Below are 19,373 nucleotides of genomic sequence, written 5' to 3' on the forward strand. Positions count from 1 at the left end.
ACCCCGGCCTGGATCCGCCCTAGGCCGGAATGACAGATCCCAAGAGCCAATCAATCTACTTTAATCACTATCTTAGAAGTAGATTGTTTACCGATTCAGAAAAGACCAATCAAAAACGCTCATGCTCGCCCAAATAACGCCATTGTCCCGGCGGTAACTTACCCAAGTTGATACTGCCTATGCGAATCCGTTTTAAGCCGACGACGTGCAATCCCACCAGTTCACACATGCGTCGAATCTGGCGCTTACGCCCCTCGCGTAACACAAATCGCAGTTGATCTTCATTTTGCCAGGAAACTTTGGCAGGTTTTAACTGCACCCCATCCAGACTCAGGCCATGATTCAACAAAGCCAGGCCATTGGCACTGAGCTGACCTTCAACCCGCACCAAGTATTCTTTTTCAACGCTGGAGTCATCCCCGATCAGCTTGCGCGCAACGCGGCCATCTTGTGTGAGTACGAGCAGTCCGGTGGAGTCAATATCCAGCCGCCCGGCGGGGGCCAAGCCACGTAAATGGCCTCGCTTGAAGTCGATACCGCTGCTATCTTCGGGCCATTGATTGTCTGGATTGACCAGTACTACTGCTGGTTCATAGCCATCTTCAGCCTGGCCGCTAACGTAACCCACGGGTTTGTGTAGCAGAATGGTGACGGTTTCGGCCTGATGCTCTTTGGCATATGCACTGATAATAATCTCGGCCTCTGGGTCAATGCGGGTGCCCAAGGTTTCAATGATTTCACCATTGACCTTGACCCAACCGTTCACGATCCAGTCATCGGCTTCGCGACGTGAGCACAAGCCGCGGTCGGCCATGACTTTAGACAAGCGAGGCTGCTGGTCAATGGCAGCGGGCGCAGGGGCTGACGGGCGAGGGGGACGGTCATCGGTTTTTGCCATGCGCGGACGCGGCTGTTCGCGGTTGTATTGTCGACGGCCGTCGTTGGCGGTGGGTGAGCGTCTCTCTTTTTGTTCGGGTTTGCCATCAAATGCCCGCGGCTTTTTATCACGCACGGCTTTTTCTTTGCGTGCGGGTTGCGCTTGTGCGTCGCGCGCTTGCGGCTCGGCTGCAGCCCGTTCTTTTTTGACAGGGGGCGCTTTGCTGCGGTCACGCAGCTCGGGTGAAAGTGGCCGCACCGGCTTTTCTCGTTTTTGTTCTGTGGCCGCGGGAGATTTATTGAGTTTGAGCGTAGACAAAGTAGTCGTCTCACCATAGAAAATGAATAAGACGCTATTGTAATTTATTTGACTGGCAGCGGACGAAAATTCAGGGTGCCAGGCTGTTTGCGGGCACTTTCTGGCATGTAGTGCAAAATACTTTCAGCACGCGACAATACGGGGTTTCTGGCAATAAACTGTTGTTTCCAGGCACGGTGCGGGTTGCGGATGATGCCCGCCAGCCAGGCGGCCTGAATCGGATTCATCTTGGCAGGCTCCAGGCCAAAATAATAGTTGGCCGCTGCGTGTGCACCACACAGCCCCGGGCCCCAATCCACCGTATTCAGATACAAATTAAGAATCTGTGTTTTATTTAAAGTGTGTTCAAGCTGCACCGCGTAGAGCAATTCTTCAATTTTACGCTTCCAGGTCCGTTCACCATTGGTGAACATGTATTTCACGACCTGCTGGGTGATGGTGCTGCCGCCTACCGCTTTATCCGTGCTTTCCTTGCCTAAGAGCTGCCGCATTTGCGTGAGCACATAGCCGGGATGGTGCCTGAACTCGGCATCCTCGGCGATGATCACCGCCATCGGCAGCCAATGCCCCATGTTTTCATAACTGAGCCAGTGGACTTTTTCAGGATGTTTTTGCTCATCAAGCAAGGGGCAATCATACTGCACCGTCGACGCTGTGACCTTGCTGAGATCAAGCCCTGTCACTTGCAGCTGTTCAAGCTGAGGTTGTGCACTCCAGCTCTGCTTGGGCCAGCGCAGGGTGCCGCTGGCGCTAAGAATCCCTGAGACATGCGCCTGCGCGATGCTGGAGGAATGACTGGCCAAAGGCGCCAGCAAGCTCGCTAAGGGGGTAGCAGGCAGCGTCCAGTTAAGCTTTAAGGCGTGCATGGTGACTTTGCCTTCAAAGTTAATTTTGAAGGCGGGCGGGGGCACTGCGGAAGGGGTATTGGGGAGCGCTGAGGAGTGCGCAACCAGGTGTCCGTGAAGTTGCTGGCCATTCAGCTTGAGCCATAACTCGACACTTTCCAGCATCAGGGGCTTATCACTCACCGATTTAGCGATTAACCAGCATTGCTGGCAGTGGACACGCAAGCCGTCTGCATCATACAAGCGGATCTGGCCATGGTGCAGGCTAAATGCCTTGTGGTCCAGCCACCAGCGGCCAACTGGCGAGGTCGCCAGCATGAACAGCGGCAACACACGGACCTGAACGCCACTGCCTATCGGCAGCTTTATTCGCCAGGCAGTTTTATCATAGGGCTGCCAAATCCAGGCGGTGACGGCGAGCGTTGTCAGCAGGACAGCTGCCAAGAGCGTGAGTAACAGGCGTTTGCACCAGAGTCTGACCATGTTGAGCAATGCTTAGACCACCAGGCGCTCCACAACCTTGCCTTGCTGCAGATGACTTTCGATGATGTCGTCAATATCGCTTTCATCGACAAAGGTATACCAGACCGCATCTGGATAGACGACCATGACCGGGCCAACGCCACAACGGTCCAGGCAACCGGCACGGTTAATCCGCACTTTGCCAGCCCCAGCCAAGCCTTGCTGTTTGACCTGCTTTTTCATGTAATCAAAAGCCGCTTCGGCACCTTTGTTCATACAACAGTCTTCACCGTTTTCACGCTGGTTCAGGCAGAAAAAGACATGGTATTGAAAGTGGCTTGGAGTCATCTAAATTGCCTCAGTAAATAGGGACTGCACATTACTCAGTCGAAAGTTGGTCATCCCTGGTAAAGTTCCAGGTACGGGTAATACTCAGCACATCGGTATCCTGACGAATATCTTCGGTGAATACCGGAAACGGCGCGGCCAATTGCACAATGCGCCGTGCGGACTCATCGAGCAACCTGTGCCCGGAGCTGCGATGAATACGAATATCTTCTATCGACCCATCGGCCTTGATCGATACCGTCATCTGCAATTGACCATATAACTTTTGTGTTCGGGCCGCCTGCGGATAATTCAGGTTTCCCACACGCTCAATTTTTTGCCGCCATTGCTCCACATAATTCGCAAAGCGATATTCGCGTGTGCGGGCGCCGATAAACTGTCGCTTAGGGCGGTTTTCATAGGCCTCCTGCTGCTTGGCAATCAATGCTTCCAGCTTGGCCATTTCTTGCATGGCAGCCAATTGCGGCTGTGATTGCTCTGGCAGCAATTTTGCCGGCGGTTGCTCTTTGCTGGATGGATGCGGCAATGTGGACGGCGCCTGCAGACTAGTGACCGATGTACTGGCTTTTAGTTGCGTCAGTAGTGCCTGTGCTTCTTGCTCCAGTTGGGTCACCCGCTGTTTTTCTCGAACCAGCTCAGACTCTTGCGGGGCCGCAGCAGGCGTTGCTGAGGCGGTGTTTGCCTGTGGCGTAGCGGGCAAGGCTGCTTGTAATTGCTGCACACTGGGCAGCGGACTTTTCATCTGCCGCTTTTCATCGGTATTGCCGCCGCGATCGAGGTTGGCTTGTGCCAGCGCATCCGCTTTTTCTGGCGCACTGCGGGTTTTGCTGTTGACCAGCATCACCTGCAAGGAGGGAATCTGGTCTTTAAACGCCTTGAGTTCGGGTTGAAAATGGAGCGTCAGCAATACGGCGTGCACCAGTAAAGAAGCCCACAAGGCCCATACCAGTGGTGACTGTTTGCTGAAACCTTTCACGAGGCCCATGCGGCGTCTGCCTGTTTATCCCTGCAAAGCCTGCAATAATTTCTGGTGCACGCCACCAAACCCGCCATTGCTCATCACCAGCACATGGTCGCCAGGTTTGGCCATGGCGCTGACAGCGGCCACTAACTGTGTCAGGTCATCAAAGGTTTGGGCTTTGTGCTGAATCGGCGCCAGCGCCGCTGCAGCATCCCAGCCCAGGTTGCTGGCGTAGCAAAATACGGCATCGGCATCGCGCAGGCTGTCGGGCAGGGCCTCTTTCATTACACCTAGTTTCATGGTGTTAGAGCGCGGCTCGAGGACGGCCAGAATGCGAGCTGCGCCCACTTTGGCGCGCAAGCCTGCAATCGTGGTGGCAATCGCGGTAGGATGGTGGGCAAAATCGTCATACACCGTGATTTCGTTAACCACGCCTTTGACTTCCATGCGGCGTTTGACGTTTTTGAATTCGCTCAAGGCCTCAATCGCTATGCAAGGTGCAACACCGACATGGCGGGCGGCGGCAATCACAGCCAGCGCATTATTACGGTTATGTTCGCCGAGCAGGTCCCAGCTCACATTACCCTGGCGCTCACCGTTAAAAAACACATCAAAACGACCTTGGGCGTCCACATGTTGCACTTGCCAGCCACTCGCGCTGTCTATACGCTCCACGGCACTCCAACACCCGCGTGCAAGTACCCGGTCCAGGCTTTCTTGTTGGTTCGCGACCACAAGACCTTGCTGAGGCACGGTGCGCACCAGATGGTGGAACTGCTTTTCAATGGCGGCAAGGTCGTCAAAGATATCCGCATGATCGAATTCCAGATTATTCAGTACGGCCGTACGCGGACGGTAATGCACGAACTTTGAGCGCTTGTCGAAGAAAGCGGTGTCGTATTCATCGGCCTCAATCACAAAGAAAGGGGAGACCGATTGCGGATCTTGCCTGGGTGTTTGTGGCAACCGCGCAGAAACACCAAAGTTTTCAGGCACGCCGCCAATCAAAAAGCCAGGTGCCAGTCCGGCGTACTCCAGTACCCAAGCCAGCATCGAAGACGTGGTGGTTTTGCCGTGTGTCCCGGCCACGGCCAGTACCCATTTACCTTGCAGTACATTCTCTGCCAGCCACTGTGGGCCAGAAATATAAGGCAATCCTTGATTGAGGATTTCCTCCATTAAAGGATTGCCGCGCGTCACCACGTTGCCAATCACGTAAATATCAGGCTGCAAGCCGGTTTGCGAAGGATCAAAGCCTTGGATCAACTCAATGCCCTGAGCCTCGAGTTGGGTGCTCATAGGCGGGTACACATTGGCATCACAGCCCGTGACCCGATGCCCGGCCGCCTTGGCCAGCACGGCGATGCCGCCCATAAACGTGCCACAAATGCCAAGGATGTGAATATGCATAGAATTTACCAGAACAGATTAACGCATGCATTTTACCAAACAACGTCTGGCAAAACGGTAGTGATGTGATTCAATTTGACGCAAATAAAGACTGATATGCCCGGCAATGGACAGTGATATCGTCCGCCTGGAAAATATCGCTAATCACGGCCAGTGCATCCGCGCCAGCCGTGATCAATGGACGGGCATTCTCCAACGTTATCCCCCCAATGCCAACCACCGGCACAGACAACTGTTGCCTGGCTTGCGCAAATAACGCTGTCTCGGCACGCGGCGCATTCGGCTTGGTCGAAGAAGGGTAACAGGCGCCAAAAGCCACGTAATCCGCCCCCGCAGTTTGCGCGTGTTCCGCCAGCGAAAACTGGTTATAGCAAGAAGCGCCAATGATTTTTTGTTTACCGAGCAGGGCGCGTGCCTGCGTGATGGCACGGTCATGTTGGCCCACATGCACGCCATCTGCATCCAGATGAGCGGCCAGATCAACATGGTCATTAATCAGAAAGGGAATCTGCGCGCCACGGCATAACGCCAACAAGGCTGCCGCTTGCTCCAGACGCAAGGCCTCGGTGGCCGTTTTATGACGGTATTGCACAATGGCAACGCCCCCTTGCAAGGCCTGTGCCACCTGTCCGCACAACAATGCAGTGTCATCACAATCTGGCGTGACCAGATACAAACCTTTAATGCTGAAGCTCACTCGCTTTTTCCTGTACCTCGGACTCACGTGCCCAGAAGAAACGGTCGGGAATAAATTGCCCCATGCCCGGCCGAAAAGCGTGACGCAGGGTTTGCCAGGTAAATTCCTGTGCTTCATGCACGGCTTCTTCCATACTCAAGCCATGTGCCAGACATGCGGTGATGGCACTGGTGAGCGTGCAGCCAGAGCCATGATAACTGCCAGGCAAACGCTCCCAGTGATAATCCTTGATCAAGCTAGGCACGCCATTTTGTAAACCATACAAACTGTTAACGACGTCATTTGAACGCTCGTGCGTGCCCGTAATCATCACATATTCAGCCCCCATGCCCAGCAGGCGTAGCGCACATTCTTCAAGCGAACTATGCTTCACCTCGTCGCTTTCATCGTAATAGGCCAGGCGACGCGCCTCCAGGCTATTAGGCGTAATCAGAGTGGCTTGCGGGAACAATAGCTCGCACATCGCGGCCTGCATTTCTTCATTCGACAACTCGTCGCCGCGGCCGGATGCAAGAATCGGATCGATGATAAGCGGCACATCCGGGTAATCAGCCACTATCTCGGCAATCACTGCCACATTTTCAACGCTCCCCAGCAAACCCAATTTAAACGCGCTGACGGAGACATCTTCCAGAATGGTGCGTGCCTGATCATTGATCAGGTCTGCATCCAGCGGCATCACGCTCTCTACCCCCACCGTATCTTGCGCGGTAATGCCAGTAATCACTGACAAGGGGTAGCACCCGATGCTGGAGAGCGCCAGAATATCGGCCTGCACACCTGCACCACTGCTGGGATCTGTGGCCGCAAACGTTAAAACGGTGGGAGGGGTATTTGCCATGAAAAATCCTTTGGAGCGGCTGACGGGAATCGAACCCGCGTATCAAGCTTGGGAAGCTGGCGTTCTACCATTGAACTACAGCCGCAGATGAACGGGCTCTATTTTACTTGGTGTTAGCATGAATACAAAACATTATTCAGCATAAAAATAAAGCCGGACAATTGCCCGGCTTTATTAACACTCAACACATTAAATACAATTCGAGTTCACACCATCCGGCAATTTAACGCCAGAACTCAGGATAGGCGTACTACCCAGGTGATCTTCATTCACGGGACAAGCCACTGCATCAGGATCTTCATCATCACCCGCAGCAGGGTTCAGAGACACGATGGTCATCGTATTCAAAGCAGGGTTAGTTCCGACCAGGCCACCTAAACCAGCGTTGTCACGGGGAGAGATATTCAACAGCGTAGTAGGCGTGGTTGGAACTGCCGTTATCGAACCAGTAGCTGTAGAGTTATTTACCACCGTATTATAGGCATTGAAAATAGGTTTATTTTCATTGGTACGGGCGCTGGTGATCGTATAAGCACCAGTAGAAATTGCTTTTCCTGTCCCGACAGCAGCAGTATCAAAGGATGCGCTGGTTATTGGCGATGGCGCAGGAGATAAAATGACTACATCTTTATCAAGTATCCCTGTCACATTAACATTCAAACCGGACAAATCAGTAACCGCTGTCGTACCGTCAACCACTTTGGTAGACGTACCCGTCAATGTTGCTGTCACAGTTGGACTGACTTGATGTACAAATCCATTACCAGTCCCCAATAATGTGCCCCCAAAGGCGGTCCCATACTGTTTGTAATCATATGCCGCTAATAATTTGCTGCCTTTGATATCATTGGTTGGATCATTACTGTAAACAGTCCACTTGCCATTAGTCGTAATATTAATGTTTTGAGCGTTGTCAAACGCTCCTCCCGCAACCAATTGAACCGCATTGGTGCTGGTATCGTTATTCACAATATCACCGTTAACCGTGAGGTTCTGACCAGCATTCACTAAAACCTTGGCCGTCGTCACCACATTACCCGCTTGGGCACCGCCAATATTTGAGATGCTCCCCACGCTAATGTTTCCATTTGCCTTGAGGTTTACGCCGCCTGCAACGCCACCAGAATTATTTTGAGCTTGCCCATTCGCAACAGATGCGGTGATATTGCCCACGGTAAGATTAGTACCCGCGTTCAGATTAACCTGCCCGGCCCCTTGTGAAGTGGCGCTTCCCAAACCTGCATTCGTATTAATGTTGCCTGCGATTATCGCTCCCGCAGCATTCAAGGAGACATTCGCACCAAAATCATTTAATCCACCATTGGCATTAATAGCACCAGTACTAATATTCCCGTTTTGACTGGTCAAGTTCACTTGACCTGATTTTGCAGAACCTACAGAATTTGCACCAGCATCGCCCCCACTCGTTGTAATACTGCCAACACTGAGATTATTGGTTGTCGTGATCGTCACAGTTCCGCCCTGACCGCCCTGATTGTTAAGCTGACCAGAAGCTGCACCCATGGTATTAATATTCCCAGTCATTGTCAGGCTGCGGGCATTAATTTGAACATTTCCGCCATTGACCCCAGCGGTTTGTCCAAGAGTGGTACCAAAGGTATTAATGTTAGCGGCCCCCAAATTAATATCGCCCTTAGCATCCATTTTTACTTGGCCGCCAATAAATTGATTAGTATTAATATTGCCAGCTGTCTGGGTAATATTTTGTGCTGCCAATGTGACTCCAACATTGCCTGTAGTGAAACCCGCACCACCTGTAATCGTTGCGTTGATAAGAATATCACCGACACCCGAATTATCTGCATCCGCTTTTAAATTAACAGAGCCAAGAAAGCCTGATGTAATGTCAGCATTTACATTGATGTTGTTGTTTGCTTCCATGCGAATACTGCCCGTTGATTGAGTCATATTCAAAGCGTTACTGACAGTAATATTATTGTTGGCTTGCAAATAGAGCTCGCTAAAACCTCTTACCCGCGACACATTGATCTGAATATCTGCACCTAGGTTATCGGTAAAAGCTTTATCTGGCGTTCCATCGGGCTTATCAGTAATTGGCGTCTCCGCACGATCAGTTAACTCAATATTCTCTGGGTCAAATAAAACCTTGCCACCGATGCCATTTGCGGCACCAACATTGACGTCACCCAGCATAGCCAAGTACTGTTTTCCAGAGACCTCAACAAACCCACCATTACCATTTCTGGCGCCGCCTTGTGCAGAAATATCGCCATAGTAACGGGTCAAATCATCTGCCCAGACCACCACTTTGCCGCCATTACCTTCTTGAATGGCATCCGCTTTGATAGTTGCACCGCTGGCTACATAAGTGGTTCTTGCGTTGTAAACCGCGTCATTTTTACCTTGGTAATCACCACCGACCAATACTTTACCACCTCCTTTATCACCAGAAGCATCCAGCACAGCGCCGTTCATCAAAGCCACTTGCTCACCTGTGACCTCAATGGTGCCGCCAGTAGTGTTCAAACCTTTGGCAATCAATTGACCTGAGACTTGAACCTTGGCATTATCGCCACCCTCCAGGCGGATGACGCCATTACGTTCGACCAGTTGATTGGCCTCCACAATGCCGGAGATATTGATGGCTGAGGCACGGGCATTGGTTGCCATTTGCACAAAGCCACCATCGGCATAGATGGCACCACTATTTTTAATGGTCGCTTCGAGTGCACCACCAGATAATTTGGTTTTAACTAGGCCATTGCCAAAAAAGTCCAATGTGGCCTGTTGGGCAGAGCCTAATACTACGCTACCGTTGCTTGCGACCAAGGTACCACTGTTATCAACGGTTTTGCCTAAGAGAACAATGTAACCTTCATTTTTTGCTTTGATGACACCATAGTTTTCCACGTTACCAACAATGCTGCCCACGGCAAAGTTGTATTTGCCTTTGATAAAATCATCGTTAGAAATATCTAAACTGGAGGCAACGATATTACCAACATTCACTTCTGAACCGTGCCCAAATAAAATCCCATTTTGGTTAATCAGGAACAGGCTTCCATTGGAGTTGAGCGTGCCCATGATTTCGGAACGGCTATCGCCAATCACACGATATAGTGCACGACCCGCATCTGGCATCACGACATCTAACTGATGGCCTTTTTCCACACCAAACTTGTAAAAATCAACAATATTGACATTGGCTGTATGGGTATACTGGGTATGCGTGCTGCTCAGATCCTTGACTGCCAGATCACCCGCAACCACCCCAGCAACCACATTAGTGTCAGCAAAAGAAGTCAATGGAGTCATGACCGCAGCAAATGCACTGGCGACAAGCATGCCACGTTTGGCTGATGAGGTGATAACACCAATATGTCGCTTGCCTACATAGCCTGAAACTGGTTCAGGCACTTTTCCACTGACACTGGACTTACCTTGTGCGCGTGCGGTTTCTGCCACGGCAACCCAAGCTTGTTGAAGCCGGCTCCACACAAGGCGGTAAATATGGTTTAAGGATGCTGCTTTCATGACACTTCTCCTTGTTAATAATAAACGCCACTGATCTCATGACCAGTGGGTTACCATTACTTCTCTCATATTCCTGATATGTATGTAATTTTGGTTCAGGAATTTTTTTTTGTATGTAGCCCAGTATGACTAATACCGATTCATCCGGGCTACTTATTTTTTGCCAGGCCAAGGCCTGTTTTTACGACTAGAAATTTTTTCTCAACTGACCCCAGAGCTGATACTCGGTATTGCTAGGTGAGCCATCCAAATTGCGCCGCTGCTGAGAATAGGTGGTCGTTAAAATCCACTGGCCAGGAAACTGGATATCGCTACCGACACCCACATGATTAGAAAGAACATAGTTGCTTCTGCCAACTGGATCATGGTTTAACTTGCCACGACCAATATCATAAAATGCAAATGGCGTCACAGACTGGATATAAGGCGTGACATCGGCACCCGTAGTCACAAATGTCCGGCGTATATCTGTCCCAGCCATCCAGCCTTGGTCGGCCTGGCTGGGGATATCAGAGAATTGGCGCCAGCGATTAATAGCCCCGATGCCAAAGCGCTCTGCGATATCAAGGTTACTATTTGTGCCTTGGTAATCTGCCCGCACAATCCAGTTAACGCCATTGTCAAACACCTGCGTACGGCTGGAAGTCCAGTTCCATTTGGTAAAACTGCCTTGAACATCCAGTTGAGCCTTGTCATTTGCTTTGGCTGCGTTGTCCTTAATTGAAACATTCCCCTGTGTCAGCACAAAACTCCACTGATAAGCAACATCACCTGCTTCATTGATCCAATCACCTAGCACACCTAATTCCACACTACTGATATTTCGGCGGTTATCAATAGAAAATGCTTTTACTTCGTCATCAAGAATTTTGTAGTTACTGCCTACCTTGAACGAAATACTTTTTTTGGTTTCACGCAACCAAGGATGCTCTAAAGAGGCATAAAAATAATGGGCATCACCAGACGCATCAAACTGTTTAAAATCGCGACCGAGTTCATAATCCACATAGCTGTAGGCCAGATTCAAAATATTACCTGCACTGCCAACGGGGGTCAGATACAATCCACTCAATGAGCGCTGACCTTCGTCTCTGGAAACTTTACCCACCACCGCCAATTGATCTCCACGACCGTTCAGGTTGTTGACGGCACCGCCAAAACCTAATGTTTCTCGACCGGTGTAACGGTTGCCGTAAGTGTTTGCCGCAACATACCCACTGTAACGCGCTCTGGGTTCAACAGACACAGCCACATCTGAACTGCCCACAGCCTCACCGGGGTTGAGCTGAGAGGTGACCTGAATGCCCGGCAAGCCGTTCATCACCATGATATTGCGCACGAGGTTGCGCTCATTGAGCACATCCCCCTTGTTCAAGCCGTATTCGGAAACAGACTGGAAATAGGACTGATCCAGCCCCGCACCTGTTTCGGCTTTCACCTCGCCCAAAGTACCTTCCAGAATCGCCAACTCAACCACAGCTTCTGCTTCAGTAGTTTTTTGCAAATCTTGCGTAGGCAAATACACTTGCGTCAACAAGTAGCCCCGTTGGCGGTAATAGTTCCGAATGGTGCCCACGGCTTCATTTAGCTCGCGCATACCAACTTCATGACCAGTCAGCGAGGCGACTTGTGCTGCAAGCACCTCATCTGAAAACTGCTTGTTGCCAGAAAATTTGAACGCCTTGACCACAATCTTCAGACTGGATTTCTTTTGTTTTTTTTCTGGCTGTGGCGTTTCTTGTGGTACCTGAATAATGGGCCGTGGCTCTGGAATAATCGGTCTAGGGATATTGGGCTGCAAGGGCTCCGGGAACGAAACGCCCCCTGCCAAAACCTGCGAACAATATCCCATGACCAGCCAAGGAACCAGGCGCATACCTGTCGTGTGTTTTTTCAAAATAACTCCCCAAAAACTTTTATTAAAATCAATATGCTACAAATAATATCGCAACCATTAAATTTACCTTAAAAAACCATCAAACACTAACCCTTTTTTACAACATACCCTGTCATTGAAGACCACTTTTGCAAATTTGCTAGTATTCCAGGGCATCGACATCCAATACCCAGCGAATTTTCGCCTGTAATGGATGTGCTCTCACCCAAGCGACGGCCACTTGCAGTAGCTGCTGCAAGGCATTGCGATGTGCAGACTGCATCATCACATAGCCACGCTCCATACGGTTCAGGCGTGCAAGCCCTGGTCTTACCGGGTCATAAATCAGCGGCTGATCAGGCAAAGTTGCAGCATGCTGATCGACATAGGCTCTGGCGGCCAAACTAAACTCCGTCAGAAACTGGTTTACCAGGGCATACTCAGTGGCTTCTGCTTTCATCACGGCAATATAGGTAGCAGGCGGGAACTGCATCGCCATTCGCTCTTGCAACAAAGCCTGTGCAAACTCGGCGTAATTCTGCTCGCGCAAGGCGGCAAATAAAGGGTGCTGCGGGAAGGCCGTTTGTATTAACACCTCACCCGGTTTTTCACCACGGCCGGCACGACCGGCCACCTGCATTAATTGGGCAAACAAGCGCTCGCTGGCGCGGTAATCCGGGCTATACAATGCACTGTCGGTATCGAGCACACCCACTAAGGTCAGATTAGCAAAATCATGGCCTTTGGCCAGCATTTGGGTGCCCACCAAAATATCGATTTCACCGGCATGCACCTCGGAAAGCAAGGTAGTTAAAGCATCTTTGGCCTGAATGGTATCTCTGTCCACGCGCGCGACTCGCGCCTGCGGAAAGACCTGCTGCAGCGTTTCCTCGATGCGTTGCGTCGCCTGACCAACCGGGCGCAAATCTGGATTGCCGCAACTTGGGCATTGCAGCGGAATAGGCTGCTCATCGCCACAGTGGTGACAGCGCAGCACGCGCTGCCGCAAGTGCAGCACCGCTTTGGCAGAGCACCGGCGGCAATCGGCCAGCCACTGGCAGGCCGAGCAATGCAGCACCGGGGCATAGCCACGGCGATTAATAAACAACAAGCTTTGTTCGCCACGCTGCAAACGCTGCTCTATCGCCTGCTTTAACAAGGGCGTCAATCCGGCTTCTGGCGGCGGATGCGCAGTATCTATACAAAAAATACGTGGCAATGTGGCTTGCGCCACCGCCCGCTTGTTTAATGTGAGCAAACGATAAATCGGCTTTCTGCCGCCTGCGTGCTCGTGATCGCCCGTTGCGTTGTACCAGCTTTCCAGCGAAGGCGTGGCACTGCCAAGCACCACGGGCACACCATGCTGCTTCGCACGTACCAGCGCAACATCGCGCGCATGATAACGCATGCCATCTTGTTGCTTGTAAGAGCTGTCATGCTCTTCGTCCAGAATCATCAGCTTGAGGTGAGGCATGGGCGTAAACACACTCAAGCGCGTCCCGATCACAATGCGTCCGGCGCCAGACTGTGCCGCTTGCCAGTTTTGCAAGCGCTCACTCTCACTCAAATGGCTATGCAAGGTAACCAATGCGTACTCACTGAGCCGGCTACGAAAACGGCTTTCCAGCTGCGGTGTCAGGTTGATTTCGGGCACCATAATCAGCACTTGCGACTGTGGATCAGCCAACACTTTTTCCAGCAAGCGAATATACACCTCGGTTTTACCCGAGCCCGTGATCCCAAACAGTAGCCAGGGCTGAAAACCATGCAGGCGGCCCAGAATCGCCTCAACGGCCGCGGCCTGCTCGTCATTGAGTTCGGGGACCTGCGCGGAAGCAGGCATGGAGGGCCGGGTCGCGATGACTTCTCGCCTGCTCACATAACCACCATCCAGCAAGGGCTGTAACGCTTTGCGCCAGGTGGCAGAAACCGCGGCGAGCATGGCCTCACTGCATTCCGCGTGCTGCTGCAGCAAGGCCAGCAACCTCGCTAAGACTTGTTGCCGCTTGCCGATCAACGCATCTGGCACCGCTTGTGCCAGATGATAAAGCCACATTTTGCGCGACACCGCCGGCTTGATTTGCCGCAAGCGCAATGGCAGGCTGGATAATACGGTTTGCCCAAACGGATAGTGATAATAGTCTGCACAAAAGCGCAACAATTTGAAGCTGGCAGCATCCAGCGGCACGTCGTCAAACACTTGCAATACCGCTTTGAGCTTGTGCAAGGGGATATCGGTCTCATTGACCAGAGCCATCACGATCCCCACCAGTTGCCGTCCGGCAAATGGCACCACCACGCGGTTACCCACTTTGATCACCAGGCCAGGATTCAGATAATCAAACTCACGGTCCAGCGGCACATCAAGCACGACGCGCACAATGCTGGCGGACGTGGTGACCTGAGGAGCGGCGGATGTTGAACACATGGGTGAAAAGGCTTAATTAGGTTAAAATGGCGGTTTGACGATAACGCATCATTTTAACCTTGAAACAAACGATCACAGAACTGATTCTGCAAGCGGTGACGCCGCTGGTGGCAGACACCTCCAGTCTCCATATCATCCTTGAGCGGCCAAAATCTGCCGAGCATGGGGATTTCGCGACCAATATCGCCATGCAACTGGCTAAACCGCTCAAGCAAAATCCGCGCATGATTGCCCAGCAGATTATCGACGGCTTGCCCGCCAACCAGGTGATCAGCAAGGTGGAGATTGCGGGTGCAGGCTTTATCAATTTCTTTTTGTCGGCAGATAGCAAACAGGCCATCGTGCACGATATTTTGAAACAAACCGACCAGTTTGGCCGCAACCCGGCAGGGCAAGGCGAAAAAGTCCAGGTGGAGTTTGTCTCTGCCAACCCCACTGGCCCGTTACATGTGGGCCATGGCCGCGGTGCTGCGGTCGGCGACTGTTTATGCCGATTACTGGCCGCCAATGGCTGGGAGGTGACGCGTGAGTTTTATTACAATGATGCAGGCGCACAAATCGATAACCTGACCAAATCGGTGCTGGCGCGCGCGCAAGGGATAACGCCAGACGATGCAAGCTTCCCTGAAGATGGTTACCGTGGAGACTATATCCTCGAAATTGCAGAGGCCTTTTTAGCCAAAGCGACGGTGACTGCTGACGACATGCAGGTGACTGCCAGCGGTGATGTCAATGATACGGAATCCATACGCAAGTTTGCGGTGGCTTATTTGCGCCATGAGCAAGATTTGGACTTGCAGGCATTCCAGATCAAATTTGATGTGTTCTCACTCGAAAGCGCGCTATACACCGAAGGCAAGGTAGACAACACCGTGCAATCGCTGCTCGCCAGTGGTCACACCTATGAACAAGACGACGCCTTATGGCTGCGCACAACGGATTTTGGTGATGACAAAGACCGCGTCATGCGCAAAAAAGAAGGTGGCTACACCTATTTTGTGCCGGATGTCGCTTACCATCGTGAAAAGTGGCAGCGCGGTTTCAAACGTGTGATCAACGAGCAGGGCGCAGACCACCACAGCACCATTACGCGCGTGCGAGCCGGGCTGCAAGCCCTCAATGTTGGCATTCCGCAAGGCTGGCCCGAATACGTGCTGCACCAAATGGTCACGGTGATGCGCGGCGGTGAAGAGGTCAAGCTCTCCAAACGTGCAGGGAGCTATGTGACTTTGCGCGACCTGATTGAAGAAGTTGGCTGTGATGCCACGCGTTACTTTTTGGCGGCGCGTAGCCCGGATTCGCAATTGGTGTTCGACATCGATCTGGCACGTGCGCAAACCAATGACAACCCGGTTTACTATATCCAGTACGCGCATGCGCGCATTTGCAGCGTACTCAATCAGTGGGGTGGCGATGTTGGCAGCCTCACCACCACCGACCTGTCACCACTCAACAGCACAGCAGAAACAACCCTGATGCAAGCCTTGGGGCAATATCCTGAAGTGGTCAGCAGCGCCTGCCAGGCACTGGCACCGCACATGGTGGCCAACTATCTCAAGGAGCTAGCCAGTGCCCTGCATAGTTATTACAATGACACCAAATTTTTGGTGGATGATGCACAAGTCAAACTGGCACGCCTGTCGCTGATTACCGCAACCCGCGTTGTCCTTCGCAATGGCTTGTCTTTGCTGGGGGTAAGCGCCCCGGATAAAATGTAAGCACCTGAAAAGTGCCCGAATTGATTGGTTCAAATTATCTATGAGTCGCGACTACAAACCCTCACAAGCCAAAGCAAAAAGCAAGAGCAGCGGCAGCACCTTCTTTAACGGCCTGCTGGTCGGCCTGTTTTTGGGCGTCGCCTTGACGGTCGCGCTCATCATTTATATCAAAGGTGACCACAGCCCGTTCTCCAGCGCCTTCAAGAATGACAGCGGCTCGCAAGAGCTGCCGATCAAAAGCACCGTCACCGAAGAAGAAGTCAAACCTGGGAGCACCTCGATTGAGGACCCTAACAAATTTGACTTCTACACCATTTTGCCGGATACCGAGAGCAAAATCAGTGAAGAGCAAGTGAAAAAGAACCCGACTATCAAACAAGAAAGCTACTTTATTCAGGTGGGCGCGTTTGCCAAAGAGGATGATGCCAACAATCTCAAAACCCGACTGGCACTGGTAGGCTTTGAGGCCGTTGTACAAACGGCAGAAATTCCGAATAAGGGCACCATGCACCGTGTACGCATTGGACCGCTCAACGATCTGGCAAAAATTACAAAAATCAGCCATGACCTGGAAACCAATGGCTTTCAGCCTAATCTGATCAAGGTCAATATCGAATCTTCAGCATCGCATTAATGCTGTCATCGTATCGCCAGCTGTCACGTTAAACCATTACTTTCCACACATAGGAAACGAATATCATGAAAAAAATGTTGTTAAGTTTGATGCTCTGGGCAGGCTTCACCGCCACTGCTGCCTTGGCTGAGCCGCAAATGGGTGAGCAGTTTGATCAGGTCGCACAACAAATGACGACGGATCAACCGGCCAAAATCGAAGTCATGGAGCTGTTCTGGTATGGCTGTCCGCACTGCTATCACATGGAACACCCGCTGGAAGCCTGGGTGAAAAAGTTACCAGCAGATGTGTATTTCAAACGCATGCCAGCCTTACCCAATGCCAGCTGGGCGCCCATGGCCAAAACCTATTTTGCCATGCAAGAACTGGGCGTACTGGATAAACTGCATACCCCATTGTTTGACGCCATTCATAAAACAAAAAGCTTGAACCCGGCGGACGAAGCTGCAGCTATTGATTGGGTGACCAAACAAGGCGGCCTGGACAAGATTAAAGTTGAAAAAGCCTTTAAGTCGTTTGCGCTGAACATGCAAATGAATAAAGCCATGCAAGTGTTCCGCGCTTCCGGCGCCACAGGCGTGCCTGCCTTGATTATTGATGGCAAGTACATCACCGGCAGCTCCATGGCCGGAGGCAATGAAGCTGCCTTGCAAACAGCGGACTTTATTATCCAGAACGTGCGCAAGGACCGCGCAGCGGGTAAAAAATAAGCAACAATGACAATAAAAAACCCTGCTTAGGCAGGGTTTTTTATTGTTTCAGCCAGCGGCCAATCCAGGTTTCAGGCATCTCATTCCCTGTCACTAGATAATGCAAGGTTTTCAGGTCGTGCAGCAGATAGCGCTGGATCGATTTGGCCTGATCCAGACCACAGAATAAAATTTTATCGCCCATCTCCAGCGGCGTCGCCAGGTCCGGTAATAACATTTTTTCACCCGCGCGCAGCAACATTAACGGCACCACCGGCATTTCATGCCGCTGTTGGCCGGCAGGATTCATGAGTAAATGCTTGAGCGCTGGCCGCATCCCTTGCTGCATGAGGCCACACACCGCCACGGCCATGTCATCCGCAATCGTAATATCCCAGGTATCTGGCACTTGCTCACCGAGCTTGGAAACCAGTTGCGCAATCACGGCATTGGCCCAAGCATTGCCCTGATGCCGCGCAGTGGCCAGAAACTCGGCCAACATGGGTGAAACCATATAAGACAAACAGGTGTGTGCAATCACATCACTGGGCTGCATGGTGATGTCGGCATCAAAATGTTGAAACAGCGGATCGTTATGGCGCTTGTTCTTGCGGATGATCACAAACAGATTAGGGTTGAGCTCCAATGCCGTCATGACGATAGACAGATTATTAATGTCATTATCGGTACCCGCTACAATGCCCACCGCCTGCTCAATCCCGGCCTGTTTCAAGATGTGCGACTCCACACCGCTGCCGATAATGCATTGCTCACATTGCGTGCCTGCCGGATCTGCCTCGATGATCGTGACATGCATGGCCTCATTTTGCAGGCTATTGACGACAGACTTGCCAAAGCGACCAAAGCCACAAGCAATCCAGTGGCCTTGCGGGATGGCGGCCGGGGTTTCGATCGCATCGCCCGGTGCACGCGTCAACCACTCATGCAGCAGGTAAGTGCCCAATGCGTTGAGCCGCATGGCCAAGTGTTCCCCAAAAATATGGTAAGGATTAATAATGCGGTCTGTGCCAAACGAGGCCATATTGGCGGCGATGACATCATCCTGTACACGCGCCAGCACCGGCAATCCAGGCTTGATCAGCTTCACCGCCACCGAGATTGCCAGGTTGGCATGGTCATCATCGGTCAGCGCCGCCACCCCGCGGCACATGGGATTTTTAATGCCGGCGTAGAGCAACACCTCGGATAACTTTGCATCTGCGCATAAGTGCGGAATATGAAACTGGTAATTCGTCAGCTCAAGTTCATTCACGCGTTCTGGCGAGCGTTCAAGCACCACCACCCGCAACTCGTTTCTATCCAGCGCCCTGACCAGCTCGCCGCCGGTTTCCCCATAGCCACAAATCAGGTAAAACGGCTCCATCAGGTTTTTGACATCGCGCTGGAAAATCGCAGTTTTAAACGCCTGCTTGAGTGCGCCCTCCTGAAACAACCCGATAATCGCCCCGATGGCGTAAAACCAGGAGATCACCGTCACATAAATCGAAAAAGTCATCCACAGACGCTGTGGCGTGGTAAACGGGTAGGGGAGTTCACCAAAACCGATGGTGGTCGCGGTATAACTCAGAATATAAAAGGCATCGAAGAAATTCAGATGATAGGCTTGGCCGCGGTCATTTACCCCGGGGATCAACACAAAGCCGATCATCGCAATGGCATAGCTGACAATCAACATCAGCAGCGGCGCACGCATACGCCGCAAAATCCAGAACACAATTTGATTGAGCGTCAT

Annotated in this window: 14 protein-coding genes and 1 tRNA gene; 3 read left to right on the forward strand and 12 right to left on the reverse strand. The window is 51.7% G+C overall.

The genetic code is table 11. The annotated features are described in order from the left end of the window. Positions 1-109: 109 nt before the first annotated feature. The 11 genes from ACT53C_RS03130 to ACT53C_RS03180 all read right to left on the reverse strand — a co-directional run bounded on the left by ACT53C_RS03130 (position 110) and on the right by ACT53C_RS03180 (position 14,579). Entirely contained in the window at positions 110-1,195 is a 1,086-nt protein-coding gene (locus ACT53C_RS03130; protein WP_476144762.1) for a pseudouridine synthase, read from the reverse strand. Between the two features lie 44 nt (positions 1,196-1,239). Beyond that, entirely contained in the window at positions 1,240-2,523 is a 1,284-nt protein-coding gene (locus ACT53C_RS03135; protein ID WP_476144763.1) for a biosynthetic peptidoglycan transglycosylase, read from the reverse strand. A 12-nt stretch (positions 2,524-2,535) separates the two neighbouring features. Continuing rightward, positions 2,536-2,850: a (2Fe-2S) ferredoxin domain-containing protein gene (locus ACT53C_RS03140; RefSeq protein ID WP_194749691.1), complete on the reverse strand. Its 315-nt coding sequence runs from the start codon at positions 2,848-2,850 to the stop codon at positions 2,536-2,538. 31 nt (positions 2,851-2,881) lie between these two features. After that, entirely contained in the window at positions 2,882-3,835 is a 954-nt protein-coding gene (locus tag ACT53C_RS03145; protein ID WP_275357535.1) for an energy transducer TonB, read from the reverse strand. Between the two features lie 15 nt (positions 3,836-3,850). Next, positions 3,851-5,221, reverse strand: coding sequence for a UDP-N-acetylmuramate:L-alanyl-gamma-D-glutamyl-meso-diaminopimelate ligase (gene mpl, locus ACT53C_RS03150; RefSeq protein WP_476144764.1), 1,371 nt, complete (start codon positions 5,219-5,221; stop codon positions 3,851-3,853). 70 nt (positions 5,222-5,291) lie between these two features. Further along, complete coding sequence (thiE, locus tag ACT53C_RS03155) at positions 5,292-5,918, reverse strand: thiamine phosphate synthase (RefSeq protein WP_476144765.1); 627 nt, start codon at positions 5,916-5,918, stop codon at positions 5,292-5,294. After that, positions 5,902-6,759 (reverse strand): bifunctional hydroxymethylpyrimidine kinase/phosphomethylpyrimidine kinase, encoded by an 858-nt coding sequence (gene thiD / locus ACT53C_RS03160; protein ID WP_476144766.1) that lies wholly within the window; start codon positions 6,757-6,759, stop codon positions 5,902-5,904. Before thiD ends, thiE begins: the two co-directional genes overlap by 17 nt. 11 nt (positions 6,760-6,770) lie before the next feature. Beyond that, positions 6,771-6,844: transfer RNA gene (locus tag ACT53C_RS03165), tRNA-Gly, on the reverse strand. Between the two features lie 104 nt (positions 6,845-6,948). Further along, on the reverse strand, positions 6,949-10,275 hold the full coding sequence (locus ACT53C_RS03170) for a two-partner secretion domain-containing protein (protein WP_476144767.1): 3,327 nt from the start codon (positions 10,273-10,275) through the stop codon (positions 6,949-6,951). Positions 10,276-10,462: 187 nt separating this feature from the next. Next, positions 10,463-12,172: a ShlB/FhaC/HecB family hemolysin secretion/activation protein gene (locus tag ACT53C_RS03175; RefSeq protein ID WP_476144768.1), complete on the reverse strand. Its 1,710-nt coding sequence runs from the start codon at positions 12,170-12,172 to the stop codon at positions 10,463-10,465. Between the two features lie 139 nt (positions 12,173-12,311). Continuing rightward, positions 12,312-14,579: a primosomal protein N' gene (locus ACT53C_RS03180; RefSeq protein WP_476144769.1), complete on the reverse strand. Its 2,268-nt coding sequence runs from the start codon at positions 14,577-14,579 to the stop codon at positions 12,312-12,314. 59 nt (positions 14,580-14,638) lie between these two features. On the opposite strand from ACT53C_RS03180, the gene argS reads away from it, so the two are divergent. The 3 genes from argS (at position 14,639) to ACT53C_RS03195 (ending at position 17,641) form a co-directional block, all read left to right on the forward strand. Continuing rightward, positions 14,639-16,297 (forward strand): arginine--tRNA ligase, encoded by a 1,659-nt coding sequence (argS, locus tag ACT53C_RS03185; RefSeq protein WP_476144770.1) that lies wholly within the window; start codon positions 14,639-14,641, stop codon positions 16,295-16,297. A gap of 40 nt (positions 16,298-16,337) precedes the next feature. Further along, positions 16,338-16,931, forward strand: coding sequence for an SPOR domain-containing protein (locus tag ACT53C_RS03190; RefSeq protein WP_275357522.1), 594 nt, complete (start codon positions 16,338-16,340; stop codon positions 16,929-16,931). A gap of 65 nt (positions 16,932-16,996) precedes the next feature. Continuing rightward, entirely contained in the window at positions 16,997-17,641 is a 645-nt protein-coding gene (locus ACT53C_RS03195) for a thiol:disulfide interchange protein DsbA/DsbL (RefSeq protein WP_476144771.1), read from the forward strand. A 40-nt stretch (positions 17,642-17,681) separates the two neighbouring features. Here ACT53C_RS03195 and ACT53C_RS03200 read toward each other — a convergent pair whose 3' ends face one another. Continuing rightward, positions 17,682-19,373, reverse strand: coding sequence for a potassium channel family protein (locus tag ACT53C_RS03200; protein ID WP_476144772.1), 1,692 nt, complete (start codon positions 19,371-19,373; stop codon positions 17,682-17,684).

This window comes from Methylophilus sp. DMC14 (assembly GCF_056314085.1).

Bases quoted from the DNA above. Each gene is read 5' to 3' on its own strand.
- mpl (WP_476144764.1), bottom strand. From the start codon at position 5,221: ATGCATATTCACATCCTTGGCATTTGTGGCACGTTTATGGGCGGCATC.
- ACT53C_RS03200 (WP_476144772.1), bottom strand. From the start codon at position 19,373: ATGACGCTCAATCAAATTGTGTTCTGGATTTTGCGGCGTATGCGTGCG.
- thiD (WP_476144766.1), bottom strand. From the start codon at position 6,759: ATGGCAAATACCCCTCCCACCGTTTTAACGTTTGCGGCCACAGATCCC.
- ACT53C_RS03145 (WP_275357535.1), bottom strand. From the start codon at position 3,835: ATGGGCCTCGTGAAAGGTTTCAGCAAACAGTCACCACTGGTATGGGCC.
- ACT53C_RS03135 (WP_476144763.1), bottom strand. From the start codon at position 2,523: ATGGTCAGACTCTGGTGCAAACGCCTGTTACTCACGCTCTTGGCAGCT.
- ACT53C_RS03180 (WP_476144769.1), bottom strand. From the start codon at position 14,579: ATGTGTTCAACATCCGCCGCTCCTCAGGTCACCACGTCCGCCAGCATT.
- ACT53C_RS03195 (WP_476144771.1), top strand. From the start codon at position 16,997: ATGAAAAAAATGTTGTTAAGTTTGATGCTCTGGGCAGGCTTCACCGCC.
- ACT53C_RS03190 (WP_275357522.1), top strand. From the start codon at position 16,338: ATGAGTCGCGACTACAAACCCTCACAAGCCAAAGCAAAAAGCAAGAGC.
- ACT53C_RS03140 (WP_194749691.1), bottom strand. From the start codon at position 2,850: ATGACTCCAAGCCACTTTCAATACCATGTCTTTTTCTGCCTGAACCAG.
- ACT53C_RS03170 (WP_476144767.1), bottom strand. From the start codon at position 10,275: ATGAAAGCAGCATCCTTAAACCATATTTACCGCCTTGTGTGGAGCCGG.